This window comes from Porphyrobacter sp. THAI-01a, from assembly GCF_056868655.1.
Map to the genome: position 1 here is coordinate 1,746,580 of NZ_CP180579.1, position 25,754 is coordinate 1,772,333.

The 25,754-nt window shown below is 69.0% G+C and carries 19 protein-coding genes; 5 read left to right on the forward strand and 14 right to left on the reverse strand.

What is annotated here, in order from left to right; genetic code table 11:
• The first annotated feature begins 7 nt into the window (after positions 1 to 7).
• The 3 genes from pstB (at position 8) to phoB (ending at position 2,259) form a co-directional block, all read left to right on the forward strand.
• Positions 8 to 775 carry a phosphate ABC transporter ATP-binding protein PstB gene (pstB, locus tag ACMX37_RS08515; RefSeq protein WP_088915565.1) on the forward strand — a complete coding sequence of 256 codons (768 nt, stop codon included), beginning with the start codon at positions 8 to 10 and terminating at the stop codon, positions 773 to 775.
• Positions 775 to 1,443 (forward strand): phosphate signaling complex protein PhoU, encoded by a 669-nt coding sequence (gene phoU / locus ACMX37_RS08520; protein WP_483145519.1) that lies wholly within the window; start codon positions 775 to 777, stop codon positions 1,441 to 1,443. The genes pstB and phoU overlap by 1 nt, the downstream gene beginning before the upstream one ends.
• Positions 1,444 to 1,569: 126 nt before the next feature.
• Complete coding sequence (gene phoB, locus ACMX37_RS08525) at positions 1,570 to 2,259, forward strand: phosphate regulon transcriptional regulator PhoB (protein ID WP_483145520.1); 690 nt, start codon at positions 1,570 to 1,572, stop codon at positions 2,257 to 2,259.
• 258 nt (positions 2,260 to 2,517) lie between these two features.
• Here phoB and ACMX37_RS08530 read toward each other — a convergent pair whose 3' ends face one another.
• The 8 genes from ACMX37_RS08530 to ACMX37_RS08565 all read right to left on the reverse strand — a co-directional run bounded on the left by ACMX37_RS08530 (position 2,518) and on the right by ACMX37_RS08565 (position 13,839).
• Entirely contained in the window at positions 2,518 to 3,237 is a 720-nt protein-coding gene (locus ACMX37_RS08530; protein ID WP_483145521.1) for an extensin-like domain-containing protein, read from the reverse strand.
• Between the two features lie 10 nt (positions 3,238 to 3,247).
• Complete coding sequence (locus ACMX37_RS08535; protein ID WP_483145522.1) at positions 3,248 to 6,715, reverse strand: error-prone DNA polymerase; 3,468 nt, start codon at positions 6,713 to 6,715, stop codon at positions 3,248 to 3,250.
• A gap of 1 nt (position 6,716) precedes the next feature.
• Positions 6,717 to 8,165 (reverse strand): UdgX family uracil-DNA binding protein, encoded by a 1,449-nt coding sequence (locus ACMX37_RS08540; protein WP_483145523.1) that lies wholly within the window; start codon positions 8,163 to 8,165, stop codon positions 6,717 to 6,719.
• On the reverse strand, positions 8,162 to 9,403 hold the full coding sequence (locus ACMX37_RS08545; protein WP_483145524.1) for a putative DNA modification/repair radical SAM protein: 1,242 nt from the start codon (positions 9,401 to 9,403) through the stop codon (positions 8,162 to 8,164). The genes ACMX37_RS08540 and ACMX37_RS08545 overlap by 4 nt, the downstream gene beginning before the upstream one ends.
• Before the next feature lie 89 nt (positions 9,404 to 9,492).
• Complete coding sequence (locus ACMX37_RS08550; RefSeq protein WP_483145525.1) at positions 9,493 to 9,825, reverse strand: PilZ domain-containing protein; 333 nt, start codon at positions 9,823 to 9,825, stop codon at positions 9,493 to 9,495.
• A gap of 56 nt (positions 9,826 to 9,881) precedes the next feature.
• Entirely contained in the window at positions 9,882 to 11,501 is a 1,620-nt protein-coding gene (locus ACMX37_RS08555; RefSeq protein ID WP_483145526.1) for a DUF6504 family protein, read from the reverse strand.
• Positions 11,383 to 12,087 (reverse strand): recA-like protein, encoded by a 705-nt coding sequence (locus ACMX37_RS08560; protein WP_483145527.1) that lies wholly within the window; start codon positions 12,085 to 12,087, stop codon positions 11,383 to 11,385. The genes ACMX37_RS08555 and ACMX37_RS08560 overlap by 119 nt, the downstream gene beginning before the upstream one ends.
• 174 nt (positions 12,088 to 12,261) lie before the next feature.
• Positions 12,262 to 13,839, reverse strand: a complete 1,578-nt coding sequence (locus tag ACMX37_RS08565) for an amino acid permease (protein ID WP_483148385.1) — start codon at positions 13,837 to 13,839, stop codon at positions 12,262 to 12,264.
• Positions 13,840 to 13,976: 137 nt separating this feature from the next.
• Between ACMX37_RS08565 and panB the strand changes: the two genes are divergently transcribed.
• Positions 13,977 to 14,849, forward strand: a complete 873-nt coding sequence (gene panB, locus ACMX37_RS08570; RefSeq protein ID WP_483145528.1) for a 3-methyl-2-oxobutanoate hydroxymethyltransferase — start codon at positions 13,977 to 13,979, stop codon at positions 14,847 to 14,849.
• Positions 14,850 to 15,038: 189 nt separating this feature from the next.
• On the opposite strand, the gene ACMX37_RS08575 is transcribed toward panB, so the two are convergent.
• The 6 genes from ACMX37_RS08575 to ACMX37_RS08600 form a co-directional block, all read right to left on the reverse strand.
• A complete protein-coding gene (locus tag ACMX37_RS08575; protein WP_483145529.1) occupies positions 15,039 to 16,040 on the reverse strand; it encodes a bile acid:sodium symporter family protein in 1,002 nt (333 codons plus the stop codon).
• Positions 16,041 to 16,092: 52 nt separating this feature from the next.
• Positions 16,093 to 17,571, reverse strand: a complete 1,479-nt coding sequence (locus tag ACMX37_RS08580; protein ID WP_483145530.1) for a hypothetical protein — start codon at positions 17,569 to 17,571, stop codon at positions 16,093 to 16,095.
• The gene (gene prsR, locus ACMX37_RS08585; protein WP_483145531.1) at positions 17,555 to 18,919 is read right to left on the reverse strand and encodes a PEP-CTERM-box response regulator transcription factor; all 1,365 of its coding nucleotides are present in this window, start codon (positions 18,917 to 18,919) and stop codon (positions 17,555 to 17,557) included. Before prsR ends, ACMX37_RS08580 begins: the two co-directional genes overlap by 17 nt.
• Complete coding sequence (gene prsK / locus ACMX37_RS08590; protein WP_483145532.1) at positions 18,919 to 21,051, reverse strand: XrtA/PEP-CTERM system histidine kinase PrsK; 2,133 nt, start codon at positions 21,049 to 21,051, stop codon at positions 18,919 to 18,921. The genes prsR and prsK overlap by 1 nt, the downstream gene beginning before the upstream one ends.
• Positions 21,030 to 22,415, reverse strand: coding sequence for a TIGR03013 family XrtA/PEP-CTERM system glycosyltransferase (locus ACMX37_RS08595; RefSeq protein ID WP_483145533.1), 1,386 nt, complete (start codon positions 22,413 to 22,415; stop codon positions 21,030 to 21,032). The genes prsK and ACMX37_RS08595 overlap by 22 nt, the downstream gene beginning before the upstream one ends.
• Positions 22,416 to 22,537: 122 nt before the next feature.
• On the reverse strand, positions 22,538 to 23,893 hold the full coding sequence (locus ACMX37_RS08600) for a helix-turn-helix domain-containing protein (RefSeq protein ID WP_483145534.1): 1,356 nt from the start codon (positions 23,891 to 23,893) through the stop codon (positions 22,538 to 22,540).
• Between the two features lie 180 nt (positions 23,894 to 24,073).
• Between ACMX37_RS08600 and ACMX37_RS08605 the strand changes: the two genes are divergently transcribed.
• Entirely contained in the window at positions 24,074 to 25,672 is a 1,599-nt protein-coding gene (locus ACMX37_RS08605) for an isocitrate lyase (protein WP_483145535.1), read from the forward strand.
• Positions 25,673 to 25,754: the final 82 nt, after the last annotated feature.

Sequence of the window (25,754 nt, forward strand, 5' to 3'; positions counted from 1 at the left end):
TCCCAATATGACCGACGAAAGCGCGAAGATCCGCGCGCGCGATGTCTGTGTCTTCTACGGCGAGAAAAAAGCCATCGACGAGGTGTCGATCGACATTTCGCCCGATTACGTCACCGCCTTCATTGGCCCGTCGGGCTGCGGGAAGTCGACCTTCCTGCGGTGCTTCAACCGCATGAACGACACCATCGGCGCGGCCAGGGTGACGGGGCTGATCGAGCTCGACGGGGAAGACATCCACGGCAGCCGCATGGACGTGGTCCAGCTGCGCGCGCGCGTGGGCATGGTGTTCCAGAAGCCGAACCCCTTCCCCAAGTCGATCTACGAGAACATCGCCTACGGTCCCAAGATCCACGGGCTTGCCGAGAAGAAGGCCGATCTCGACGTGATCGTCGAACGCTCGCTGACCCGCGCGGGGCTGTGGGACGAGGTCAAGGACCGGCTCGACGATTCGGGCACGGCCCTTTCGGGCGGCCAGCAGCAGCGCCTGTGCATCGCCCGCGCCATCGCGGTCGATCCGGAAGTGATCCTGATGGACGAGCCGGCCTCCGCGCTCGACCCGATCGCCACCGCCAAGATCGAGGAACTGATCGACGAGCTCTCCGGCCGCTATGCCATCGTCATCGTCACCCACTCGATGCAGCAGGCCGCGCGGGTGAGCCAGCGCACCGCATTTTTCCACCTCGGCAAGATGGTCGAGTATGGTCCCACCTCCGAAATCTTCACCAATCCCATCGAGGAGCGGACGAAAGATTACATTACAGGACGTTACGGCTGATGGCTGAACACACCGTCAAGGCATTCGACGAGGATATCACCCGGCTGCGCGGCCTGATCGCGGAGATGGGCGGCCTCGCCGAGGTCGCCATCGCGGAATCGCTCGACGCGCTGGTGCGCGGCGACGAGGTGCTGGCCGAGCAGGTCGTGCTGCGCGACAAGCGGATCGATGCGCTCGAGACGGAGGTCGATAAGCTGGCGGTGCGCATCATCGCACTGCGCGCGCCCATGGCCGACGACCTGCGCGAGGTGATCGCCGCGCTCAAGATCGGCGGGGTGCTGGAGCGCATCGGCGACTATTCCAAGAACATCGCCAAGCGCGTCGGCATGATCGAGGGCCGCGCCCGGTTCGAGCCGCTGACCCTGCTGCCGACGATGGGCGAACTTGCGGGCGAGATGGTTCACGACGTGCTCACCGCCTATGCCGCGCGCGACCCCGACCTCGCCCGCGAGGTGATCGCCACGGACGCCAAGGTCGACGGGTTCTACAACTCGATCTTCCGCAACCTTGTGAGCTACATGGTAGAAAATCCCTCGACCATTTCGAGCGCGGCGCAACTGCTGTTCGTCGCCCGCAACATCGAGCGGATCGGCGATCACGCGACCAACGTCGCCGAGATGGTCCACTTCGCCGCGACCGGCGTCTATCCTCCCGAGGGCGATCGCTGAGGCGCCGGGCCTGTCATTGTCCTGTTGAAAATTTGCCATGTGCGTTTTCATCAAATTGTCGCGCAAGTGAAACATAGGCGTCGGTGACGCGCGCTCCAGGGGGAGCCGCAAGGAGGCATCATCCGTATGTCCGCTGCCAAACTGCTGCTGGTCGAAGACGATCCGGCGCTCTCCGAACTGCTCGAATACCGCTTCCAGAACGAAGGCTACGCCGTGCGCTGCACCGGCGACGGGGACGAGGCGCTGGTGCTCGCCGCGGAGGAGACGCCCGATCTGATCATCCTCGACTGGATGATCGAGGGCACCAGCGGGATCGAAGTGTGCCGCCGGCTGCGCCGCGACAAGGAGACCGCTCACGTCCCCATCATCATGCTCACCGCCCGCGAGGCCGAGGACGACCGCGTGCGAGGCCTCGAAACCGGCGCGGACGATTACCTGACGAAGCCCTTTTCCCCGCGCGAACTGCTGGCCCGCGTCGCCGCCGTGATGCGCCGCATCCGCCCTGCGCTCGCCGGCGAGACCATCGAGGTCGGCGATTTGCGGCTCGATCCGGTCGCCCACAAGGTCCAGCGCCGCGGCCGCGCGCTGCAACTGGGGCCGACGGAATACCGGCTGCTCAAGTTCTTCATGGAAAGCCCGGGCCGGGTGTTCAGCCGCGGCCAGCTGCTCGACGGGGTGTGGGGCACCGGCTCCGACATCGAGCTGCGCACGGTCGATGTCCACATCCGCCGGTTGCGCAAGGCGATCACGGTCGAAGGCGCGAAGGACCCGATCCGCACGGTGCGCTCGGCCGGCTACGCGCTCGAGGCGAGCTAACGCCGCACAGCGGCGGCGGGGAGCGGGCGCGCTTTCCTACCGGACGGGGCGTGGTTATGGTGCGGACGGCTCTTTGCGATCGTCCAGCCCCCCGCGCCCTTTCGCCGGCTGCCGCTGCTTTGCCGCAGCGGCCGGCCGAAAAACGCCGTGCACAGTGTCAACTTCGGTTTTGGCGTCCATGCCTCTAATATACCGACATAATTCCTGTAGGATTGCGAAGTTTACAGTGTCAACTTTGTAAACTTCGCCCGTCTCGCCCTAACGGCACACCCCGCTCCAGCGCCCGTCCTGGTCCAGATGGAAGTGGTCCGCATGGGCCGCGTTGTAATCGGGCGAGAGCACGGTGGCGAAGCTCTTGCAGGCGCCGTCGCGCACCGCCCGCAGGAAGCGGGCTTCGGCATCTTCGCCGTCCCAGTCGCCGAGCACGCTGATCCGCCGGCCGTCCTCCAGCACGAAACCCGCGATGTCGATGGCGTTGCCGGTGGCGTGTTCGCTCCAGCGGCCCTCGCTCGCGCCATACATCCGGCGGCAGGAGAAGGCGCCCAGGTGCTCTATCCGGGCAATGTCGCTGCCGAGGATCCGGCGCGCGGAAGGCGCCACCGAATCGCGCCGCCACAGTTCGAGGGCGATGGCGACAGGGCAGGTCACCGGCGGCGTGTCGGGGCTGAGCGGGTAGTCGCCGAGTCGCGTGCGGTCGGGCCGGGCGCACTCCCCCTCCCCGGCCGCATCGAGCGCGGTGAAGGCGATGTCGCTGCGCGCCAGCACCGCCCGGCAGGCGCCGACGTCCTCCTTGAGGCGGGCCAGCTTGGTGCGCGTCGCCCAGCCTGGCGGATCATTGAGGTCGAGCGGGGCCCAGGGGTTGTGCTGGGGGTGGTTCTGGAGCCACTGCCATCCCGCGATCGCCATTAGCAGCGGCACAAGGGCGAACAGGGCGCGGCGGGCGGCGCGGAAATGGGGGTTGGGCGCGGCGGGTGGCATCTGTCCGGCCCTAGTGGAAATCGCGCGACCTGGGCAAAATCCTGTGATCGCGCGGGTGGCCGGTCACGTTGGGCCGTGGCGCAAGTTCGTCGATCAGATCGCGGGGCAGCGGCGGGCCGCGCTCGGGCATGGGGCGGTTGACCTCGTCGGCCCGGGCGAGCGGTGCCTCGAGCAGGTCGTCCGACAGCGCGTGGAGCCGCGCCGTCGCGTCGGTCATGTGGGCGGCGATGACGTGGATCACCTCGTCGTCGTATTCGACCCGGCCGCGCACCTCCATCAGCCGCGCGCCCATCACCACCTTGCGCTGCTTCTCCTTGAGATCGGGCCAGACGACGAGGTTGATGACCCCGGTCTCGTCCTCAAGGGTGATGAAGGTGACGCCCTTGGCGCTTCCGGGGCGCTGGCGGATCAGCACCACGCCGGCGACCTGCACCATCGAGCGGAACTTGCGGGCGCGCAAGTCGCAGGCCCGCACGAAGCCGCGCTGGGCGAGGTCGGCGCGCAGGAAGGCCATCGGATGCGCCTTCAGGCTGAGGCGGGTGGTCTGGTAATCGGCCACCACCTCCTCGGAGAGCGGCATGGCGGGAAGCGCGATCCGTGCCCGTTCCGCCCCCTCCTCGCGCACCCCGGCAGCGCGAAACAGCGGCAGGTCGGGCGCGGGGATGAGGCTGCGGGCGTCCCACAGGGCCTGCCTGCGGGTGAGGCCCAATGAGGTGAAGGCATCGGCGCTGGCGAGCCGCTCGATATGCGCCGGCGAGAGCCCGCCCCGCGCCCGCAGATCGGCGATGTCGCGGTAAGCCCCCCCTGCCTCGCGCACCGAGACGAGCGCGGCGGCGACGTGTTCGGGCAGACCGTCGATCTGCCGGAGGCCGAGGCGCAGGGCCTCGCCTTCCAGCGTGCAGTCCCAGAGGCTCGCGTTCACATCGACCGGCAGCACCGTCACCCCGTGCTCCCGCGCATCGCGCACGATCTGCGCAGGGGCATAGAAGCCCATCGGCTGCGAATTGAGCAGCGCGCAGGCGAAGGCGGCGGGGTAGTGGCACTTGAGCCAGCTCGAGACATAGACGAGCTGCGCGAAGCTCGCCGCGTGGCTTTCGGGGAAGCCGTATTCGCCGAAGCCCCTGATCTGGTTGAAGCACCTTTGCGCGAAGTCGCGGTCATATCCGCGCGCGACCATGCGTTCGACCATCATGTCCTGGAGTTCGTCGACCATGCCGCGGCTGCGGAAGGTCGCCATAGCCTTGCGCAGCCGGTTGGCCTCGAGGCTGGTGAACTTCGCGGCGTCGAGCGCGATCTTCATCGCCTGTTCCTGGAAAATCGGCACGCCCAAGGTGCGGCCGAGGATGCTGGTGAGCTCGTCGGGCGGCCCGTGCTCGGGCGCAGGAGCGGGGATGCGGACGGGCTCGGCCCCGCGGCGGCGTTTCAGGTAGGGGTGCACCATGTCGCCCTGGATCGGCCCGGGCCGCACGATCGCGACCTGAATGACGAGGTCGTAGAACTCCCTCGGGCGCAAGCGCGGCAGCATGTTCATCTGCGCGCGGCTCTCGACCTGAAAGACGCCGAGGGAGTCGCCCTTTCTCAGCATCGCATAGGTCTCCGGGTCCTCGCGCGGGACAGTGGCCAGCGTCAAAGCGCGGCCATGATGCGCCCCCAGCAGATCGAGGCACTTGCGGATGCAGGTCAGCATCCCCAGCGCCAGCACGTCCACCTTGAGGATGCCGAGCGCGTCGATGTCGTCCTTGTCCCATTCGATGAAGGAGCGTTCGGGCATGGCGCCGTTGCCGATCGGCACGGTCTCGGTGAGCAGCCCCTCGGTGAGGATGAAGCCGCCGACGTGCTGGCCGAGATGGCGGGGCATGCCGATCATCTGCTCGGTGAGCTTGAGCACCCGGCGCAGGTGCGGATCGGTCACGTCGAGCCCGGTTTCGGCGGCGTGCTTCTCGCTGATCTCGCGCCCCCACCCGCCCCACACGGTGCGCGCCAGCGCGGCGGTGACGTCCTCGGACAGACCCATCGCCTTGCCCACCTCGCGGATCGCCATGCGCGGACGGTAGTGGATGACCGTGGCGCACAGGCCCGCGCGGTGGCGGCCGTATTTCCTGTAGATGTACTGGATCACCTCCTCGCGCCGCTCGTGCTCAAAATCGACGTCGATATCGGGCGGTTCTTTCCGTTCCTCCGAGATGAAGCGGTCGAACAGCAGCTGGTGCTTGGCCGGATCGACGCTGGTGATGCCGAGGACGTAGCACACGGCGGAATTGGCGGCAGAGCCCCGCCCCTGGCACAGGATCGGCGGATCGCAGCCGCGTGCGAAATCGACGATGTCCTTGATGGTGAGGAAGTAGCGGGCGAGATCGAGCGTGGCGATCAGGGCGAGCTCGCGCTCCAGCGTCTGGCGCACGGAGTCGGGCACGCCCGACGGGTAGCGCCGCCCTGCCCCTTTCCAGACCTCGCTTTCGAGGAAGGTCTGCGGGGTCTGCCCGTCGGGATAGATCTCCTCGGGATATTCGTAGCGCAGCTCGTCGAGGCTGAACCGGCAGCGGTCGGCGACCTCGCGGGCGGCGCGGATCGCGTGGGGCCAGCGGGCGAAGATGCGCTGCATCTGCTCCGGCGACTTAAGGTGCCGCTCGGCATTGGGGTGGAGCAGGTGGCCGGCGGCCGCGACGGTGGTCTTGTGCCGGATCGCGGTCATCACGTCCTGCAGCGCGCGGCGTTCGGGGGCGTGGTAGTGCACGTCGTTGGTGGCGAGCAGGCCGAGGCGGTGGGCGCGCGCGAGGGCGTCCAATCGCTCGATCCGCGCGATGTCGTCGCCCCTGTAAAGGTAGGCGGCGGCGATGTGCCTGAGGCTGGGAAGCTGTTCGGCGATGTGCGGCAGGAGCTCTTGGAACGGAGCGGTGCGCTCCATGCTCTCCCCGCCCTGAACCTGATCCGGGGGGCCGTTCTCCTGCGGACGACGAAACGGGACGACGTTGCTCGGCACCGCGATGGTGAACTGCGCGTCGAGATCGTCCGGCGGCAGCGAGATCAGTTGCACCCCCTCGGCGTGGGCCGCCAGCAGCGCGAGGTCGATCTCGCACACCCCCTTGTCCTGCCACCCGCCCGACAATGTCTGCATCCGGCCGGCGCTGATGAGACGGCAGAGCCGACCATAGGCAGCGCGGTCTTGCGGGTAGGCGAGGAAGGCGAGGCCCTCGACCGTCTCGATCCGGCAGCCGATCACCGGGCGCAGCTTGAGCGTCTTCGCCTCGGTATGGATGCGCACCACGCCCGCCATCGAGTTGACGTCGGCGATCCCCAGCGCGTCATAATCCGCCGCGTGCGCTGCCAGCACCAGATCGACCGCATCCGAGGCCCCGCGCAGGAAACTGAAGCAGCTGACGAGGCCCAGTTCGACGAAAGGCGCGCGTTTGGGCGGCGCGATGTCCGCGGGGTCGATGGCGAGCGTGCGCTTGTCGGGAGTGAGCGGGGCGTCGGGCATGTCAGCCCGCCAGCTCCGCGAGCCGCTCCCTCACCGCCGCGAGGTCGGCCGCAAAGAGGCGTGCCTGTTCCTCGCGCGCTTCGCCTTCGAGGCGCAGCAGGTAGGAGGGGTGCGCGGTGACCCACAGCTCGGTGCCGTCCTCGAGCTGCATGGGGGTCCCGCGCGCCCTGGAGATGCTCACCGTCTTGCCGAGGAGCCCCCGCGCCGCGCTCGCCCCCAGCGCCAGCACGAGGCGGGGTTTCACGATGTCGCGCTCGGTCTCGAGCCACCAGCGGCAGGTGTCGATCTCCTTGGCGCCCGGCGACTGGTGCAGGCGATGCTTGCCCTTCCACACGAACTTGAAGTGCTTGACCGCGTTGGTGACGTAGGCCTGGCTGCGGTCGATACCGGCGCGTTCGAGATAGTCCCCCAGCAGCTGGCCTGCGGGGCCGACGAAGGGCCGCCCGGCCTTGTCCTCCTGATCGCCCGGCTGCTCGCCGACGATCATCAGAGGTGCGTTCAGCGGGCCTTCCCCCATCACCGCGCGGTTGTCGAGCGCGCCGATCGGACAGTTGCGGCAGGCGTGGATCGCTGTGTCCACGCCCTCCAGCGTCGCGGGCCTTTCGCCTAAGTCGAGGCTGCCGGACGAGACCATCGCCGCCTCCCTTTGCTGCGCCCCGGCGATGAGCTGCGGGATCAGCGCGGCCTCGGGCAGGTTTTTCCAGTATTTCTTCGGCATCTCCGACAGCATAGCGCCGACCTTGAGCCGCGCGGGATTGAATATCGAGGCGTAGTAGGAGCGCCACAGGTCTTCGACCGGATCACCCGAAGGCGCGTCGGAGCGCCGCGCCGGGGACCCCTCGCGCATGGTCTCGCCGTCCCAGTGGATGCTCCCGCGCGGGGTCAGGATCGACCAGCGCATGTTGGCGAAGCGGCGCATGAAGAAGCCCGCCTCGGCGCGGACGATGTGGTGATCGGGCTCGAACCAGGCGACGAAGTGGGGGGTACCGTCCTCCTCCTCGACCTCGCGGAAGCGGACGAAGGCGTGCATCTTGTGGGCGTCGCGCCGCACCGACTTGGCGAGTTCCTCGATCCGGCGCACCTCCGGGTCGGCCTTGTCCTCCATCAAACGGGGATTGCGCTGCAAGCGCCACAGCACCCGGTAGAGGAGGCCGAAGCGCGCGGGGTCGGAATGCAGCGCGGCATGGCGGGCGAGTTCGAGGAAGCGCTTGCTGGCACGCACTGGCGGCGCATCGGCGGGCGGCACGGGCAGACGCTTCTCGCTGCGTGACGGACCTTCGGAGGCGAACAGATCACCCGTCCCGCCCGGCTCCACCCACGAAACCCGGTCCGGCGGCACATCGCACTGCACCAGCCCCCGCGCCCGCTCGCGCCAGACAGCGAAGTCGTCAGGCGCGGGCAGGTGCACGGCGTAACGGGAGCCGAGCGAGACGTGCTGCATCGCCGTCACCCGAACAGCTCCAGCTGCTCGACCTTGGGTGCCATGATCAGGCGCAGGTCGGCGCGGTCGGTGAGGAAGGTCGGCCGCCAGTCCACGGTGCAGATGAAGGGGCGGACCTTGGCGAGCGAGGCCGTGAGCCGCGCCACATCGTCCAATCGCAACTTGCGGTGCCGCCGCGAGGTGAGGATGCGCGCGACCGCCTTGGTCCCGAGGCCCGGCACGCGCAGCAGCAGCTCCCTGGGCGCGCGGTTGACATCGATCGGGAAGCTCTCGCGGAACTTCAGTGCCCAGGCCAGCTTCGGGTCGATATCGAGCGGCAGGTTCCCGTCCGCCCCGGCAGCGTCCGCCACTTCCTGCGGGGCAAAGCCGTAGAAGCGCATCAGCCAGTCCGACTGGTAGAGCCGGTGCTCGCGCAGCAAGGGCGGGCGCTTCAGCGGCAGCACGGCGGAAGCATCGGGGATCGGCGAGAAGGCGCTGTAATAGACGCGCCGCAGCCCAAAATTGTCGTAGAGTCGGCTCGCCTTGCCGATAATGGCCGCGTCATTGGCATCGTCGGCACCGACAATCATCTGGGTCGACTGGCCCGCAGGCGCGAAGCGGGGGGCGTAGCGGAACTTCCTGCGCTCGTCCTTGGCGGTGAGGATGCGCTCCTTCGTGCGCCCCATCGCGCCCTCGATCTGGCGAGCGTTCTTGTCGGGGGCGAGGCGGGTCAGGCCGGTGTCGGTCGGCAGTTCGACATTGATCGACACGCGGTCGGCATAGAGGCCCGCCTGATGGATGATCTCGGCATCGGCCTCGGGAATGGTCTTGAGGTGGATATAGCCGCGAAAATCGTGCTCCTCCCGCAAGATCCGCGCGACTTCGACGAGCTGCTCCATCGTGTGGTTGGCGCTCTTCACAATGCCCGAGGAGAGGAACAGCCCCTCGATATAGTTGCGGCGGTAGAAGTTCAGCGTCAGGTCCACCACCTCCTGCGGGGTGAACTTTGCGCGGGCGACGTTCGAGCTCTTGCGGTTGATGCAGTAGTGGCAATCGAAGATGCAGTAGTTGGTCAGCAGGATCTTCAGAAGGGAAATGCAGCGCCCGTCGGGCGCATAGGCGTGGCAGATCCCCATCCCCTCGGTCGAGCCCACGCCCTTGCCGCCCAGCGAGTTCTTCTTCGCTGTGCCGGACGAGGCGCAGGAAGCATCGTATTTCGCCGCATCGGCGAGGATCTCGAGCTTCTGGCGGAGGGTCTGCTGGGGCATGGGAACGAGGAACACCTTTCGTGTGTTCCTTATATGTTCCTACAGCGCCGGTGCCAAATGCAAAGCTTGCAAGCGGGTCTGGCCTGCGATCAGTAGATGCGCCGCAGCCTCGGGCCGTCGTCGCGGGCGGAGCCGCCCTCGCACAGGAAATCGATCACTGCGGGATGCATCGCGCCTTCGAAGGCGACGCCGGCGAGCCCGCCATCGACCCAGGCGATCGAGCCGAGCGGAGCGTTGATCCCGTTGACCTTCATCGTCACCCGGTCACCCACCTCGGCAAAGCCCGGCTTCGCACGGATCTTGCACCCCCCCTCGGACAGATCGAGCAGGTCAACGAACACCACGCGCGAGCGCACGCGGCTCTTCACCGTCAGGCTGATCGGCCTGCGGTCGGAAGCACGCGGGATCGAATCGAGGTTCATGGGAGCGAGCATTGCACGAAGCGGTAAAGGAAAGCTGAGCGGGAACGCCGGGATCGTCAGGCATAGAGGCCCTGCAGGAACCAGTCCGGCACCCCGCCGCGTCCGTCGCCGATGATCCCCTGCCGGTAGATCCAGTAGCGCCGCCCGGCTTCGTCCTCGATGCGGTAATAGTCGCGCAGCCGCGTGGTGGAGCGTTCGCGCCACCATTCGGGCGCGATCCGCTCCGGCCCCTCGACGCGGGCCACCTCGCGCACCTGCCCTCGCCAGCGGAAGCGCTGGGGAACGCCGTCGGGCGAAGCGTAGAGCACCGCGATCGGCTCCGGGCGGTCGAGCAGCTTCAGCGGACGGGTGTGGAAGGCGAGCGCCTGCTGGACGGTCGGAACGGGGGCGAGCGGCGGCTGCCAGCTCTGCGCGCGCTCGGGAATGTGGCTGGCGCGGGGTACCGGGCGGGTGACGGCCCGCGGCCCGAGGCGGATGGTCAGCCGGTCGATACAGGCGGCAAGCGCGGTCCCGTGGCTCTCGGCGGCGGCATCGAGATCGGCCTGCGACAGGGCCAGCGGCTCGCTCCAGCTGGCGCGCAGCTGCACCATCTCGATCCCGAACCCGGCCTCGACATCGTCGAGCCGCGTGGCGAAGAGCCGGGTGATGTGCGCCGCCTCGCGGGTCGCGGCGGCAAGTTCGATGCGGCGTTGCAGGACCTCGCCATCGACCCGCCACAAGGCCAGTTCTAGCCGCCGCGCGCCCTCCCCCCGCGCCTCGAGCGCACGCACCATGTCGGCGGCGAGATCGGCGAGCACGGTGTCGAGCGGGGCGCGGTGGCGCAGCGGTTCCATCAGCCGGCGCTGGACCAGCGGCATGGGCCTGTCGATGACCGGCAGCAGCGGCTCGGGCACCTTGCCGAGCAGCTGGTCGAGGCGCAGCAGCGGGTTGGCGGCGGGTGCATGGCGGTTGCGGAACCGGCGGCGCAGGGCATCGCGCGCGGCGGCCTCGCGCGCCGGATCATCCCGGGCGCCGCTGACCCCCGCCAGTTCGCCGAGCCGCTTGATCCCGAGACGGCGCAGCACGGTCAGTACATCGTCATCGAGGCGCAGCGCGGCGACGGGCAGGTCGGCCAGCAGGCGCAGGGGATCGTCTTCGGGCGCGAGTATCGTCGCACCCCGCCCGTAATGCGCCAGCGCCCAGGCCGCGCCTGCGGTGGGCGCGAGGGCGGCGCGGGCGGTGAGGCCGCGCTCGGCGAAGGCGGCGACGACATCCCCGAGCAGGCGCTCTTCGCCGCCGAACAGGTGCGCGGCGCCGGTTACGTCGACCAGCACGCCGTCGGGCGGATCGAGGGCGCTCCACGGCCCCCAGCGCTGCGCCCACAGGGCGAGCTTCTCGAGCGCGGCGAGATCGCCCGCTGGATCGGCGGGGACGGCGGCGAGATCGGGGCACAGGGCGCGGGCGTCGGCGAGCAGCATCCCGGGCCGCGCCCCTGCCGCAGTCCCTGCCGCGTTGGCGGCAGTGATGCGCGGGCCGTGCGCCGTCTCGAGGATCAGCGCGGTGGGCGCGGCATCGGCCTCAGGCGTGGACGCGCGCCGCCAGCGATCGACCGACAGTCGGGCGAGCCAGACGGACAGGATCCGGCGCGGCGGTTTCGAGGTCGGGGTCGCCGGCGAGGCGCAGGGTTCCGGCGTCATCGCTGAGGCTCCATTGGCCAGGCAGGTGGGTGCGGGCGCGGAACAGTTCGGCATGCCAGGTGGCGGTGCCGGGGGCGGCGGGATTCCAGCGCGGGGCGGCGGAAGGCGCCGCACGGGCCTGCCACCGCATCCGCGCCGAGGACAGGTCGGGCGTGGCATCGAGGCGCACCAGCCACAGCCTGACCCCGTGGCGCTCGGCGGTGAGGCTCAACCGGCGCGAGGCGGTGAAGGAGAGCGCGCGCGGGTTGCCGGCGATCTCGCCGATCACGCAGGCGAGGTCGCGGCACTTCAGCCCCTCCTCCAATGCGAAGAGCGCGTCTTCGGGCGTGGCGGCGGCGACGTGGATCAGGCGGTGGCGCAGGTCCGGCGGGAGCCCTGCAAGGCACGGCCGCCCGCCGAGCCGGATCGCGGCGCGGTCCTGCACCCACAGGACCTGGCGGGTCTCCTCACCCTCCCCTGCTGCCGCCAGAGCATCGCGCGCCAGAGCCAGCGCCAGCCCCGCCCCGCTCGCCTCGCCGGCAGGGGCGAAGATCTCGGAATGGAACGGCTGCGCAGGCAGGCCGGGCCGCCAGCGCGGCTCGGGCACGGGGCGGGAAAGGACACGCGCGGGCGAGGGTCTGAAAGACGTGGAGGACATGGGCGAACGACTCATTTGTTCGCATTATGTTCCAACATGCCCGACTTGGCAATCGCCCCGTCCCCCAAAGCAGAAGGGCCGCCCCAACGGGCGGCCCTTCGCGGTTCGGGTCCGAAAGGACGATCAGTTGTCCGGGGTCTGGATCGGCACCATCTTCTCCTCGCCCTCGATGTCGTCGACCACGACCACCACGCCGCGGCCCAGATGGCTGTTGCCGCGGCTGTAGGCGAAGTAGATCACGAAGCCGATGATCGTCCAGATGGGCAGGACCAGCATGGCCTCGGTGGGCAGGTTGAGGAACAGGAACAGACAGCCCCCGATCGTAAGCGGCCCGATCAGCCAGAGCGCGGGCACGGTGAAGGGCCGCTCGCGGTCGGGCGCCTGCTTGCGCAGCAGCATCACCGCGATCGCCACCATGAAGAAGGCGTAGAGTGTGCCCGCATTGGCGATGTCGGCCAGCTGCCCAACCGGCAGGAACGCCGCCGCGACCGCCACCAGCAGGCCGGTCAGCCCGGTGACGATGTAGGGCGTCTTCCACTTGGGGTGGACCTCTGCCAGCTTCTCCGGGAACAGGCCGTCACGCGCCATCACAAAGAAGATGCGGGTCTGGCCGAACAGCAGGATCAGGATCACCGAGGGCAGCGCGAGGAAGGCGGCGATGCCGAGCACGTTGCCGATGCCCGAGAAGCCGATCTGGCGCAGCACGTGGGCGAGCGCCTCGTTCGAGCAAACCAGCGCATCGCGGTGCTCGGGCAGGAGACACTGGCGCGCCAGCTCCTCCGAGCCCGCCGGGAAGGGCACCCCATTCGGCCCCATGATCGGCTGGCCGCCGATGGTGCCGATCGCGCCGGCGGCGACGAGGATGTAGAAGATGGTGCAGATCAGCAGCGAGCCGACCAGACCGATCGGCACGTTGCGCTGCGGGTTCTTGGTCTCCTCGGCCGCGGTCGAGACCGCATCGAAGCCCACGTAGGCGAAGAAGATCGTCGCGGCCGCGCCGACCGCACCCACGCCGCTGCCGAAGCCGCCGAAGACGCCGGCCGGCAGGAAGGGGTTGAACTTGTCGGGGTCGAAATAGGCGCTCGTCAGCGTAAGGCCGATGAAGGCGGTCAGCGCGGTGATCTTGATCGCCACCAGCACGGCATTGACCCGCGCGCTCTCGGTCGTGCCGACCATCAGCAGCCAGGTGACGAGCAGCGCGATCACGAGCGCGGGCAGGTTGATCAGCCCGCCTTCCGACCCGCCGAGGACCAGCGGCCCGGCACTCAGCCAGGCTGGCAGGCTGACCCCGAAGAACTCGTTGAGGATCGTCCCCGCGAAATAGCCCGACCAGCCCACCGACACTGCCGAGGCGGCGATCGCATATTCGAGCACCAGCGCCCACCCGACCGTCCAGGCGAGCAGTTCGCCCATCGTCGCATAGGTGTAGGTGTAGGCAGAGCCCGCCACCGGCACCATCGCGGCGATCTCGGCATAGCACAGGGCCGCGACGATGCAGACGGCCCCGGCGATGATGAAGGCCAGCATCAGCCCCGGTCCCGCCTTCTGCGCCCCGGCCGAGGTGAGCACGAAAATGCCGGTGCCGATGATGCAGCCGATGCCGAACAGCGTCAGCTGCACGGCGCCCAGCGAGCGGTGCAGCGATTTCTTTTCCGCCGTCGCGAGAATCGCATCGAGCGGCTTGATCCGGTCAAGAAACATCTGGAATTGGTCTCCCATTGATCGCAGGCAGTTCCCCCGCGCGATCGTCAGGGCGCAACGCTAGCGCAACACGCCCGCAACACAAGCGGCAAAGCGAGGCTTTCCCCCGGGGCGCGCAGACGCTAGACCCCCGGCCCATGTCCACGACCTTCCAGCTCGACACGAGCACGAGCCGCGCCAACCCCACGCCCGCCCCGATGCGGCGGCTGACCGTGCCGGCGATCCGGGCGCGCAAGACGGGCGGGGTGACGGCCGACCCGCTGGTGATGCTCACCGCCTACACCGCGCGGCAGGCGCAGATCCTCGATGCGCATTGCGACCTCCTGCTGGTCGGGGACTCGCTCGGCCAGGTGATCTACGGCCTGCCCTCGACCGTGCCGGTCACGCTCGAGATGATGGCGAACCACGGCGCGGCGGTGGTGCGCGGGTCCTATCATTCGGTCGTGGTGGTGGACATGCCCTTCGGAAGCTACGAAAGCTCGCCGCAGCAGGCATTTGAAAGTGCAGCCTTTCTTCTGAAGCAGACCGGGGCGGCGGCGGTCAAGCTCGAAGGCGGGGCGGCGATGGCGCCAACGGTCGCCTTCCTCAACCAGCGCGGCATTCCCGTGATGGGCCATGTCGGCCTCACCCCGCAGGCGGTCAACGTGCTCGGCGGCTACGGCGCGCGGGGCCGCTCCGATGCGGAGGCCGAGAAGATCGTCTCTGACGCCAGGGCGCTCGACGAGGCCGGGGCCTTTGCCATCGTCGTCGAGGGCGTGGTCGAACCCATCGCCATCGCCGCGACCGAGGCGGTGGCCTGCCCCACCATCGGCATCGGCGCCTCGGCCCGCTGCGACGGACAGGTGCTCGTCACCGAGGACATGCTCGGCATGTTCGAGCGCGTGCCCCGCTTCGTGAAGCGTTACGAGGACATCGCGGGCGTGATCGACCGGACCGTGGCGAAATATGCCGAGGAAGTGCGCGCCCGCAGCTTCCCCACGGCAGACCAGACCTATCAGCCCAGGGCTTGAGGGAATCCTCCCGGAGGCGAAGTTTACAAAGTTGACACTGTAAACTTTGCAATCCTACAGGATTCCGGCAAGAAATTCATGGTCTTGTGGGCTAAAAGCGAAGTTGACACTGTGCTTTCGCTTTTCGCGCTTTCGCCCATGGGAGCGGTATGGCGGACGATGGGAAAGAGCCCGGCTGCCATAGCGCGATCAGCGCCCTGTAGGAAACACCTCGGCCCCGCCCCCCTGCGCTAGCCGGGTCGCCAGCGGCGCGGCCAGAACCAGCTGGGCGAGGTGGTAGAGCAGCAGCGGCGCGATCACGAAGCCCGCGCTCGCCGGCGGGAACAGGATCGCGGCGAGCGGCGCGCCGATGGCGACGCTCTTCTGCGATCCGGCGAACAGGAAGGCGATGCGGTCGGGCCGGGGCAGGCCGAGCAGGCTCGCCATGCCCCACGCCGCGCCGAGCGCCAGCGCCAGCATCGCCAGCACCAGCACGACCAGCACCGCCCAGTCGGACGCGGCGAACATCGTCGCCAGCCCCTGCTCGACCGCGCCCGAGAAGGCGACATAGACCGCGATCCCGATCACCGCCCGGTCGAGCCACGCGATCCGCGCGCGGTGCCGGGCGATGCGGTCGATCACGCGGTCCTGCACGATCTGCCCCAGCACAAAGGGCAGGATGAGGATCAGGCCGATGCGCAGAATTGCCTCGCTGCCGATCTCGCCCGCGCCTCCGCCGCCCAGCAGCGCGAACAGCGGGGCGCTGACGAAGACGCCCGCGATGTTGATCAGCGCCGCGCCGACCACCGACAGGGCGACATTGCCTTCGGCAAGGCTGGTATAGGAGGTCGCCGATTGCACGGTCGAGGGCAGCACCCCGAGATAGACGAAACCGAGCGCAACCAGCGGCGGCAGCAGGCCTGCGGCAAGGTGCGCGAAGCCGACCCCCGCCAGCGCCATGCCGCCGAACACGAACAGCATCAACGGCCCGAAATAGCGCCAGTTGGCCAGCCCCCGCGCGATCTCGGAGCGGCGGATGCGCATCCCGTTGACGAGGAACAGGACGAAGATGCCGACGTTGGACACGCTCGTCGCCGTGGCGCGTGCTTCCCCCGCAGCCGGCAGAACCAGCGCGAGCACGGTCGCGATCACGAGAACCGCGATCATCGGATCGGTCAGGAAGGGCGCGCGCGGAGCGGAGGGCTTGGACATCAGGCCAAGGCCCCTGCCCTGCCCGCCCGGCAATGTCGAGAGCGACCGGCGCTCAGCGCAGCGCGAGGGGCACAGGCCGCACCTCAGCGAGGGTCGCGGCAAGTCGTTGCTCGTCATCCGTCGCCTTCGCCTCGCGGGACGCGCGCAGCCGCAGCGCGAGCAGCGCGGGATCGTGCCCGGCGCCCAGCACCGCCGCGTGATCGAGCAGCAGCGCCGTGCGTTGCCAGTCCCCGCGCGCTGCCCGGCGTTCGGCGAGGGCAACGAGGGCGCTCGCATTGCTGCGCTCCCCGCCCGCGTGACGCGCCAGCAGATGGTCCGCCGCGGCGGCATCGCCCGCGCGGTCGAAGGTCCACGCGACCTTGCGGGTCAGCGGCCAGGGGCGGCGATAGCGCGACGCGCGGGCATAGTCCGCCAGCGCCGCGCGCACGTCGCCTGCGCCAAGCAGCGCGTCACCCGCCAGCACCGCGACATCGGCCGAGGCCGGGAAACGTCTGCGCAAGGCCAGCGCCTGATCGCGCCCGGCCGGCGCCTTGCCGGCGGCAAGCGCCGCGCGCACCCCCGCCGTCGCCGGCGGCAGGCCTTCGCGCGCCGGCAGCACCACGGCCCCCGGTGTGCCCCCGCCATAGGCCCGCGCCAGCAGCGGCGCGGCAGCGGCCCGGTCGCCGAGGCGCTCGTGCGCGCGGGCGACCAGCATGAGGAGGTAGGCCGACGCGTCGGCACTTTCGGCCTCGGCGCCGAGGCGCGCGATCACCTCGGCCTCGCGTCCACCCACGAGCAGCGCCCGGGCGAACAGTTCGCGCACCCGTGCATTGCCGGGCTGGCGGGCGGCGAGGCCTTCGAGCGTCGCGGCGGCGCTGTCGGCATTGCCTTCCTCGAGGCTGATCACCGCATCGAGCAGCAGCGCCGCCGGCACGCCCCGGGCGGCCATGCCGCTGCGCGCAAGGAGGCTGCGGGCAATGGTGAACTTGCCTCCGCGGGCAGCAAGCACTGCCTGGAGATAGGGCACGCGCGGATCGCCGGGCGCGGCCTCCGCCAGATCGCGCACCATCGCCAGCATCGCGCCTGCCGCGCCGCTGTCGCCGAGCGTGGCGGCATATTCGGCGAGGATATCGGGATTGTCCGGATCGGCCTTGCGCGCCGCCTCGAACCACACCAGCGCCTCGGTCGCGCCGTGGGCGTCGCGCACAGTCAGGGCGCGCAGCAGCAGGGCAGGCGCATGGTCGGGGGCGATGGCGAGCGCGCGGTCGGCGGCCTCGATCGCGGTCAGGTGCTCGCCGCCGCGCAGCCGCAGCCGGGCGATGGCGAGCCACAGGTCGGGGCTATCGGGCGCGAGGGCGCGCGCCTCGTCGAGCTTCGTCCCGGCATCGGAGAGCGCCACTGCCGCCATCGCCGCATCGGCATCGGCCAGCAGCCGCCGCACCGCCGGATCGGCGGCGGCGAGGCGCGCGGCCGCGTCCTCCCCGCCATCGGCAGAGCAACCCGCGAGCGCCACCGCGGCAAGGACGGGGAAGGCCCTAGGTCTGGAGATCATATTGCTTGAGCAGGTCGTAGAGCGTCGGGCGGCTGATCCCGAGCAGCTTGGCGGTGCTCGAGATATTGCCCTCGCTGCGGGCGAGCGCGTGGCGGATCACCTTGCGGTCCGCCGCCTCGCGGGCGGCCTTGAGGTTGAGCACGTCGGCCTCCGCGTCCTCGGCTCCGGCCAGATCGAGATCTTCGGCGTTGACCAGCTTGCCGTCGGCCATGATCACCGCCCGCTTCACTCGGTTTTCCAATTCGCGGACGTTGCCCGGCCAGTCATGCGCGTCGATCGCGGCAAGCGCGTCGGGGGCGAAGCCGGTGACGGCGGGGTTCATCTCGGCGGCGAACCGCTTGAGGAAGGCCTTCGCCAGCAGCACGGGATCGCCGTGACGCTCGGCAAGGCCGGGGATGCGCACGACGATCTCGGCGAGGCGGTAGAACAGGTCCTCGCGGAAGGCCCCGGCAGCGATCATGCTCTCGAGGTCCTGGTGGGTGGCGCACACGATGCGGGTGTTGACCGCAATCGCCTTGCGCCCGCCGACCCGCTCGATCGTGCGTTCCTGAAGGAAGCGCAGCAGCTTGACCTGGAGCGGCAGGGGGATGTCGCCCACCTCGTCGAGGAACAGCGTGCCCCCGTCGGCGCTCTCGATCTTGCCCTCGGTGGTCTTGACCGCGCCGGTGAAGGCGCCCTTCTCGTGGCCGAACAACTCGCTTTCGAGGAGGTTCTCGGGGATCGCCGCGCAGTTGATCGCGACGAAGGGCCCGTTCGCGCGGTCGCTCGCCTCGTGGAGGCCCTTGGCGAGCAGTTCCTTGCCAGTCCCGCTCGCGCCGAGCAGCATCACCGAAACGCTGGTGCGCGCCACGCGTTCGATGGTGCGCGCGACCTTCACCATCTCGGGCGCGCCGGTGATCATCCGGCCGAGCACGGTCTTGTCGGCGCTGGCCGAGGCGACGAGGCGGCGGTTTTCCTCCTCGATGGCGCGCAGATTGAAGGCGCGGCGCACGATGAGGCCCAGGGCGTCGATGTCGATCGGCTTCTGGTAGAAGTCGTAGGCGCCCCGCGCGATCGCCGCCAAGGCGCTTTCCCGGGCGCCGTGGCCGCTCGCGACGATCACCTTGGTGTCGGGCTTGAGCGCCATGATCGCGTCGAGCACGGCGAAGCCCTCGGTGGTGCCGTCGGGATCGGGCGGCAGGCCGAGATCAAGCGTCACCACGCCCGGCGCCTCGGACCGCAGCGCGGCGATGGCGCTGTCGCGGTCGCCGGCGATCACCACCTCGAAATCGTCATAGGCCCATTTGAGCTGGGCCTGCAGGCCGGGATCGTCCTCGATCACCAGCAGAACGGGTTTCCTGTCCGCCATCACATGGCCTCCTGAACGGGTTGATGGCCTTGCGCGCCCGCATCGAGCAGGCGCACCGCCTCGGCGAGCGGGAGGACGACGGCAAAGCGCGTCCCCAGCCCCTCGCGACTCTCGACCGCGATCCGCCCGCCCATCGCCTTCACCAGTTCGCGCGCCTCGAAGGCGCCGATGCCGAAGCCGCCGTGCTTGGAGGAGACGAAGGGCTTGAACAGGCCGGTGCGCACGAATTCGGGGCTCATGCCCTTGCCGGCGTCGACGACCTCGATGGTGCCGTGGAGGCCCTCGCTGGTGACGTCGAGGAACACCGGGCTTTGCGGCTCGCTCGCGTCGATGGCGTTCTGGACAAGGTGGATCAGCGCCTGTTCCAGTGCCTCGCGGTTGCCCATCACCCGCACCGGCGCCTCGCGGGACAGCGCCACCGGATGTACCCCCGCGAAACGCCCGGCCACTGCGCGGGCGAGGTCGATCAGGTCGATCGGCGCCAGCTCCGCCACCTGCCCCGCGCCATAGCGCCCGAGCCGCGCCAGCAGCGCGGAAAGCTTGTCCGCGGAGTTCCGCAGCGTCACCAGCATGTCGGCGCGGAAGGCGGGATTGTCGGCGTGTTTCTCGGCATTGGCGGCGAGGAGCGAGAGCTGGCTTACGAGGTTCTTGATGTCGTGCATGACGAAGGCCATGCGCCGGTTGAACTCGTCGAACCGGCTCGCGTCCATCAGCGCCTGCTGCCCGGCCTGTTCGGAAAGGTAGCTCGCCAGCTGCTGCCCGGCGACGCGCAGCAGGTCGAAATCCTCCCAGTCGAGATGGCGCGGGCTGCGCGGGCGGGCGAGCACGATCACCCCCACGAGGCGGTCGAAATGGATCAGCGGCACCATCGCCCAGGCATCATCGGCATCGCGCAGCCACGCGGGTACCTCGCGCGCCTCGCCGTGGTGGTCGATCCCCGCGCGGGCCTCGTCGAGCGCGAGAACGAGGTTGTGCTGTTCGAGCAGCGCCGAAAGCGCGAAATCGCCCGCCACCGCCGGGACCGCGAGGGTCGGCCAGTTCCAGCGCGCGGTGAGTTCGAGCTGGGCCTGCTCGTTGGGCATCAGCAGCAGTCCGGCCGGGCTTTCGGTGATGTCGGCGAGCGCCTTGACCACGCGTTCCTCGAGGCTCGCGCCGCCAGTTCCCCCGCGACCGATGGTGCGGGTGAAGCGCATCCATTCCTGCCGGTAATCGTAGCGGTGCTGGAACAGGTGCTTGGTCGCCATCACCCGCAGCCAGGCGCGCATGCGCGGCGAGGGCAGCGCCGCCCCGGCCGCGACGATCGCCGCGACCACGAACACCACCTGTCCCGCGCGCGCCACGTCGCCGCCGAGCAGCGCCAGCGCCTTGGCGACCAGTACCATGCCGGCAAGATAGCCCCCGATCAGCAGCAGCGAGAGCGTGCGGAAAGTGACCGCTCGCGACGGGCTGAACTGCACCCGCGGCCCGGCCGCGTTCACCCCGAGCGCGAAGATCACCGCCATCGTCCCGGCGAACACCCCGCGCAGATCGGCCAGCGCGCGCGGCGTCTCGCCGCCGAGATAGGCGAGCGTGTAGAGATTGAGATCGTAGGCGAAGATCCCCGCCAGCGCGACGCCGGTCCAGCGCAGCACCGGCCTGAGCGCACTCGCCGCCCCGGCATAGAGGTTGTGGAGCAGCATCAGCGCGCCGATCGCCACCAGCATATCGATCAGCACCCGCACCTCGAAGGCGGCGCGCCCCCCCTCCAGCGGGCCGCCGGCCAGCAGCACCACCGCCTGCAGCAATTGCACCAGCACCAGCGCGATGATCACCGGGCGCACGGGCCTGAGGCTGGCGGTGCGGCCATCTGCGGCAAAGAGCGAGAAGATCGTGGCGATCAGGGCAAGATTGCGCACCATTCCTGCCAGCACCGTCGCGCCGTGTTCCGGCCCGATCCCCGCCGCCAGCGCGCACCACACCGCGCTCCCACCCGAGGCCGCCATCAGCCCGGTGCGGTCGGGCCGCGCGCGTTCGCCGTTGCGCCAGATCCACAGCAGCGCGCCCGCGCTCAGCACGGCGCCGGCCAGCCAGGCGAGAAAGCCCGCCAGCGGCACGAGGGTGCCCGGCCAGATCACCGCGCACCCTCCGGCCACAGGATCACCCGGAGCGTCTGGAGGAGGATCACGAAATCGAGGAAGGGCGTGTAGTTCTTGGCGTAGTAGAGATCATATTCGAGCTTGCAGCGGCTGTCCTCGACCGAGGCGCCGTAGGGGTAGTTGATCTGCGCCCATCCAGTGATGCCCGGTTTCACCATGTGGCGTTCGCCGTAGAAGGGGATCTCCTCCTCGAGGCTCTCGACGAAGGAGGGCACTTCGGGGCGCGGGCCGACGAAGCTCATCTCGCCTTTGAGCACGCTCCAGGTCTGGGGCAGCTCGTCGATCCTGACCTTGCGGATGAAGCGCCCCAAGCGGGTGACGCGCGGATCGTTCTTCTCGGCCCACTTGGCGCCGTCCTTCTCGGCATCGGTGCGCATCGAGCGCAGCTTGATGAGGGTGAAGGGCTCGCCGTAGAGCCCGACGCGCTGCTGGCGGAAGAAGGCCGGCCCCTTGCTGTCGAGCTTCACCAGCACGGCGAAGACCACGATAACCGGCAGGGTGACGGCAAGCAGGACGAGGCTCGCGGCAATGTCGAAGATGCGCTTCACGGCGCTCGAGAACATCCGCGAACTGGAAAAGCCGTCCGAGAAGATCAGCCACGAGGGGTTCACCGTGTCGAGATCGACGCGGCCCGTCTCGCGCTCGATGAAGCTCGAGAAATCGTTGACGTGGACACCCTTGGTCTTGATGCGCAGGAGGTCCTTCAGCGGCAGCGCGTTGCGACGTTCCTGCAGGGCGAGCACGACCTCGGAGACGCCGAGGTTCTCCACGAAGCGCCCCAGATCATGGATGGCGGCGCGCGGGATGGCTTCCTCGACCACGCGGTTGTCGTCGCTCATGGCGATGTAGGCGACGATGGCGAAGCCGGTCTCGGGCCTCTCGCCCAGCTCGCGCAGGCGCTGCGCACGGTCGCCCGCGCCCAGCACCATCACCCGGCGCCGGAAGGCCGAGGAGCCGAGGAAGGAGTTGAGCAGCAGCCGGTCAGCCACCAGCACCAGGATGGCAAGGCCCATCGTGTAGAGCAGGGTCGAACGCCAGAACATGTCGCTCGGGAAGACAAAGTCGATCACCGCCAGCGCGATGATGCCGAGGCTGATCGCGACCAGCACGCGCGCCCCGGCAAAGCGCAGGGACCGCAGCGCGTGGGGGCCATAGACCCCCACCGCGATCATCGCCAGCCAGATCACGACCGAGGTGCCGAGTAGCGGCAGCCAACGCTCGCCCGCAGCGCCCGGCGCAATCCCGATCTGGTGCGCGCGCCACTGCCAGGCGATCTCGCTGGCGATGATCAGCAAGCCGAGATCGAGCAGGCCGAGCAGCAGCACGGCGTGCGGGATATAGTGCTTGAACAGGCGGATCATTGCGCAGGGTGCCTCTGGTGCATGCCCTGACGCTTCTAGGCGCGAGACCTTAAGTGTCGGTAAACTTTACACCGCTCGCCCGGGCCGCGCTTTCATGCGGGTTGCGAGGGTTAATGCCGGGGCTACGAAGCAGGCCTCGGCCGGGGCAGGGTCCCCGTTAGGCGCACCGGGGCGGGGGTGAGGCACTCGGCCCGCCCGCAGCGCAGGCATGGCGTGCCGAGCGGCACCGCGTCGGCCCGGTCGAGCGAGACGCCGCGGGCGTCGGCGAGATCGCCCGCGAAGCGCGCCTCAAGCCCCAGCACCACCGCGCGGCGCCCGGCGCACATCACGCCGTCGCCGTCCACGGTGCGGGTGATGGTGAACCAGTGCCGCGCCGCCGCCTCGCCCTCGCCGAAGGTGACGGCCTGGGTCAGCACCGTGCCGGGTCGCTCGAAGGCGGCGTAGGGCACCCAGGCGGGCCAGCGCGCGCTCTCGAGCGGGTAAAGCGCGCCGCTCCCGCCGGCGGTGAAGTGGGTCATCCGTCCGGCGCGGTCGATGGTGGCGGTGAAGAACGGCAGGCCCCGCTCGCCCACCCGACCCAGCGTGGTAAGACGCTGCGCGACCTGATCGAAGCTGACGGCAAAGCGGCGCTGCAGCACCGCGAGATCATATCCCGTCGCCTCGCAGGCGCGCAGGAAGCGGCGGTAGGGGAGCAGCAGCGCCCCGGCGAGGTAATCGGCGATGTGTTCGCGCAAGAGGTCGCGCGCTTCGGGACTGGCGAGGTTCGCGCCCGCCACCAGCGTCTCGATCCCCTCGCGCATCTCGAGCATCCCCACCTGCCGCGCGATCTGGAACCGCCGCGCCGCGCCCGGGAGCATCTCGGAAAGCTGCAACTGGCGGGCGTGGAGATCGAGACGGTGAACCTGTCCGGGCATCACCTCGGCCGGCAGAATGCGCACCTGCAGCTGGTGCTTCTCGCGCAGGCGCTCGGAAAGCGCCGCGCTGATCTCCCCGCGCGAGAGGCGCAGCTCGTCGGCGAGGTCTTCCGCGGCATGATCGAGATCGGCGAAATGGTTCTGCCAACGCTCCACGGCGCGGCGCGCGGCGGCGGCGGCGTCCTCGGCAAGGATGCGCTCTCCCCCTCCTCCGGTGTCGTAGAGCCGCGCGAAGGCGGCGGCGATCTGGGGCGAGGCGGCGAGGAATTCCTGCACCTCCTCGCGGTCGATCCCGAGATCGGCGAAACGCTTGTCGGCCATGCGCCGCGCCAGCCCGTCGAGCCCGCCGATGGCATCGTCCTCGCGCAGGGAGCGCGGATCGAAGTCGAAGCGTTCGATCACCTGCACCAGCACGCGCGCGGAGAGCGGACGCTGGTTCCTCTCGATGAGGTTGAGGTAGGAGGGCGAGATGCCGAGCAGGCCCGCCATGCCGGCTTGCGTGAGGCCCTCGCGCTTGCGCAGGCGGCGCAGGGCGGGTCCGGCGAGGAGGCTGGTGTCGCTCATACGCCCTTGTAAACAAATTTACCGATTTACACAAGATCGCTGGCCAAAGTCCGTATAGCGACAAGAATTTTTGTAACTTTCCCTGTCATGCTGCGCCGCAACACGGCAGAGCGAGGCCATGCAGCGGCGCGAGTCCGACAGCGGGCCCGAACCACTCCCCAGGATGGACAGGAGAAGACCATGACCTACCAGAACACCATCACCCGGATGCGCGACATCGTCACCGCCAATGGGCCGAGCTGGGCCGCGATTGACCCTGAAAGCGCCGCACGCATGGCGATCCAGAACCGCTTCGCCACCGGCCTCGACATCGCCAAGTACACCGCCAAGATCATGCGCGCCGACATGGCAGCCTATGACGCCGATCCGGCGCAGTACACCCAGTCGCTCGGCTGCTGGCACGGCTTCATCGCGCAGCAGAAGCTGATCGCGATCAAGAAGCACTTCGGCTCGACCAAGCGCCGCTACCTCTACCTTTCGGGCTGGATGGTCGCCGCGCTGCGCAGCGAGTTCGGCCCCCTGCCCGACCAGTCGATGCACGAGAAGACCTCGGTGCCCGCGCTGATCGAGGAACTCTACACCTTCCTCAAGCAGGCCGACGCCCGCGAACTCGGCATGATGTTCCGCGCCCTCGACGCCGCCCGCAAGGCCGGTGACGAAGTCGAGGCCAAGCGGCTCGAGAACGCGATCGACAACTACGAAACCCACGTCGTGCCGATCATCGCCGACATCGACGCGGGCTTCGGCAACGCGGAAGCCACCTACCTTCTCGCCAAGAAGATGATCGAGGCGGGCGCCTGCGCGCTACAGATCGAGAACCAGGTCTCGGACGAAAAGCAGTGTGGCCACCAGGACGGCAAGGTCACCGTGCCGCACGAGGACTTCCTCCAGAAGATCCGCGCCTGCCGACACGCCTTCCTCGAGATGGGCGTTGACGATGGGATCATCGTCGCCCGCACCGACTCGCTCGGCGCTGGTCTCACCAAGCAGATCGCCTTCTCGAAGGAGCCGGGCGATCTGGGTGACCAGTACAACAGCTTCCTCGATGCCGACGAGGTCGATCCGGCCAACATCACCAACGGCCAGGTCTTCATCAGCCGCGACGGCAAGCTGCTCGCGCCCAAGCGCCTGCCCTCGAACCTCTACCAGTTCCGCCCCGGCACCGGCGAGGACCGCGTCGTGCTCGACTGCATCACCTCGCTCCAGAACGGCGCGGACCTCTTGTGGATCGAGACCGAGAAGCCCCACGTCGAGCAGATCGCCGGCATGGTCGACCGCATCCGCGAGGTCGTGCCGAACGCCAAGCTGGTCTACAACAACTCGCCCAGCTTCAACTGGACGCTGAACTTCCGCCAGCAGGTGTTCGATGCCTGGGAAGCGGCGGGCAAGGACGTTTCGGCCTATGACCGTAGCAAGCTGATGAGCGTCGATTACGACGGCACCGAGCTGTCGAACGAAGCCGACGAGAAGATCCGCACCTTCCAGCGCGACGCTGCGGCGCGGGCGGGCATCTTCCACCACCTCATCACCCTGCCGACCTATCACACGGCGGCGCTCTCGACCGACAACCTCGCCCGCGAGTACTTCGGCGAGGCCGGGATGCTGGGTTACGTCAAGAACGTGCAGCGCGAGGAAATCCGCCAGGGCATCGCCTGCGTGAAGCACCAGAACATGTCGGGCTCCGACATCGGTGACGATCACAAGGAGTACTTCGCCGGTGAAGCCGCATTGAAGGCGGGCGGCGTTCACAACACGATGAACCAGTTCGAGGCGGCGTAAGTCTCAAGGGATGGGAGAGAATCCCGGGAGGACCGGACGATCCGGCCTTCCGGGATGCACCCGAACCGCCTAAGGAAACGCG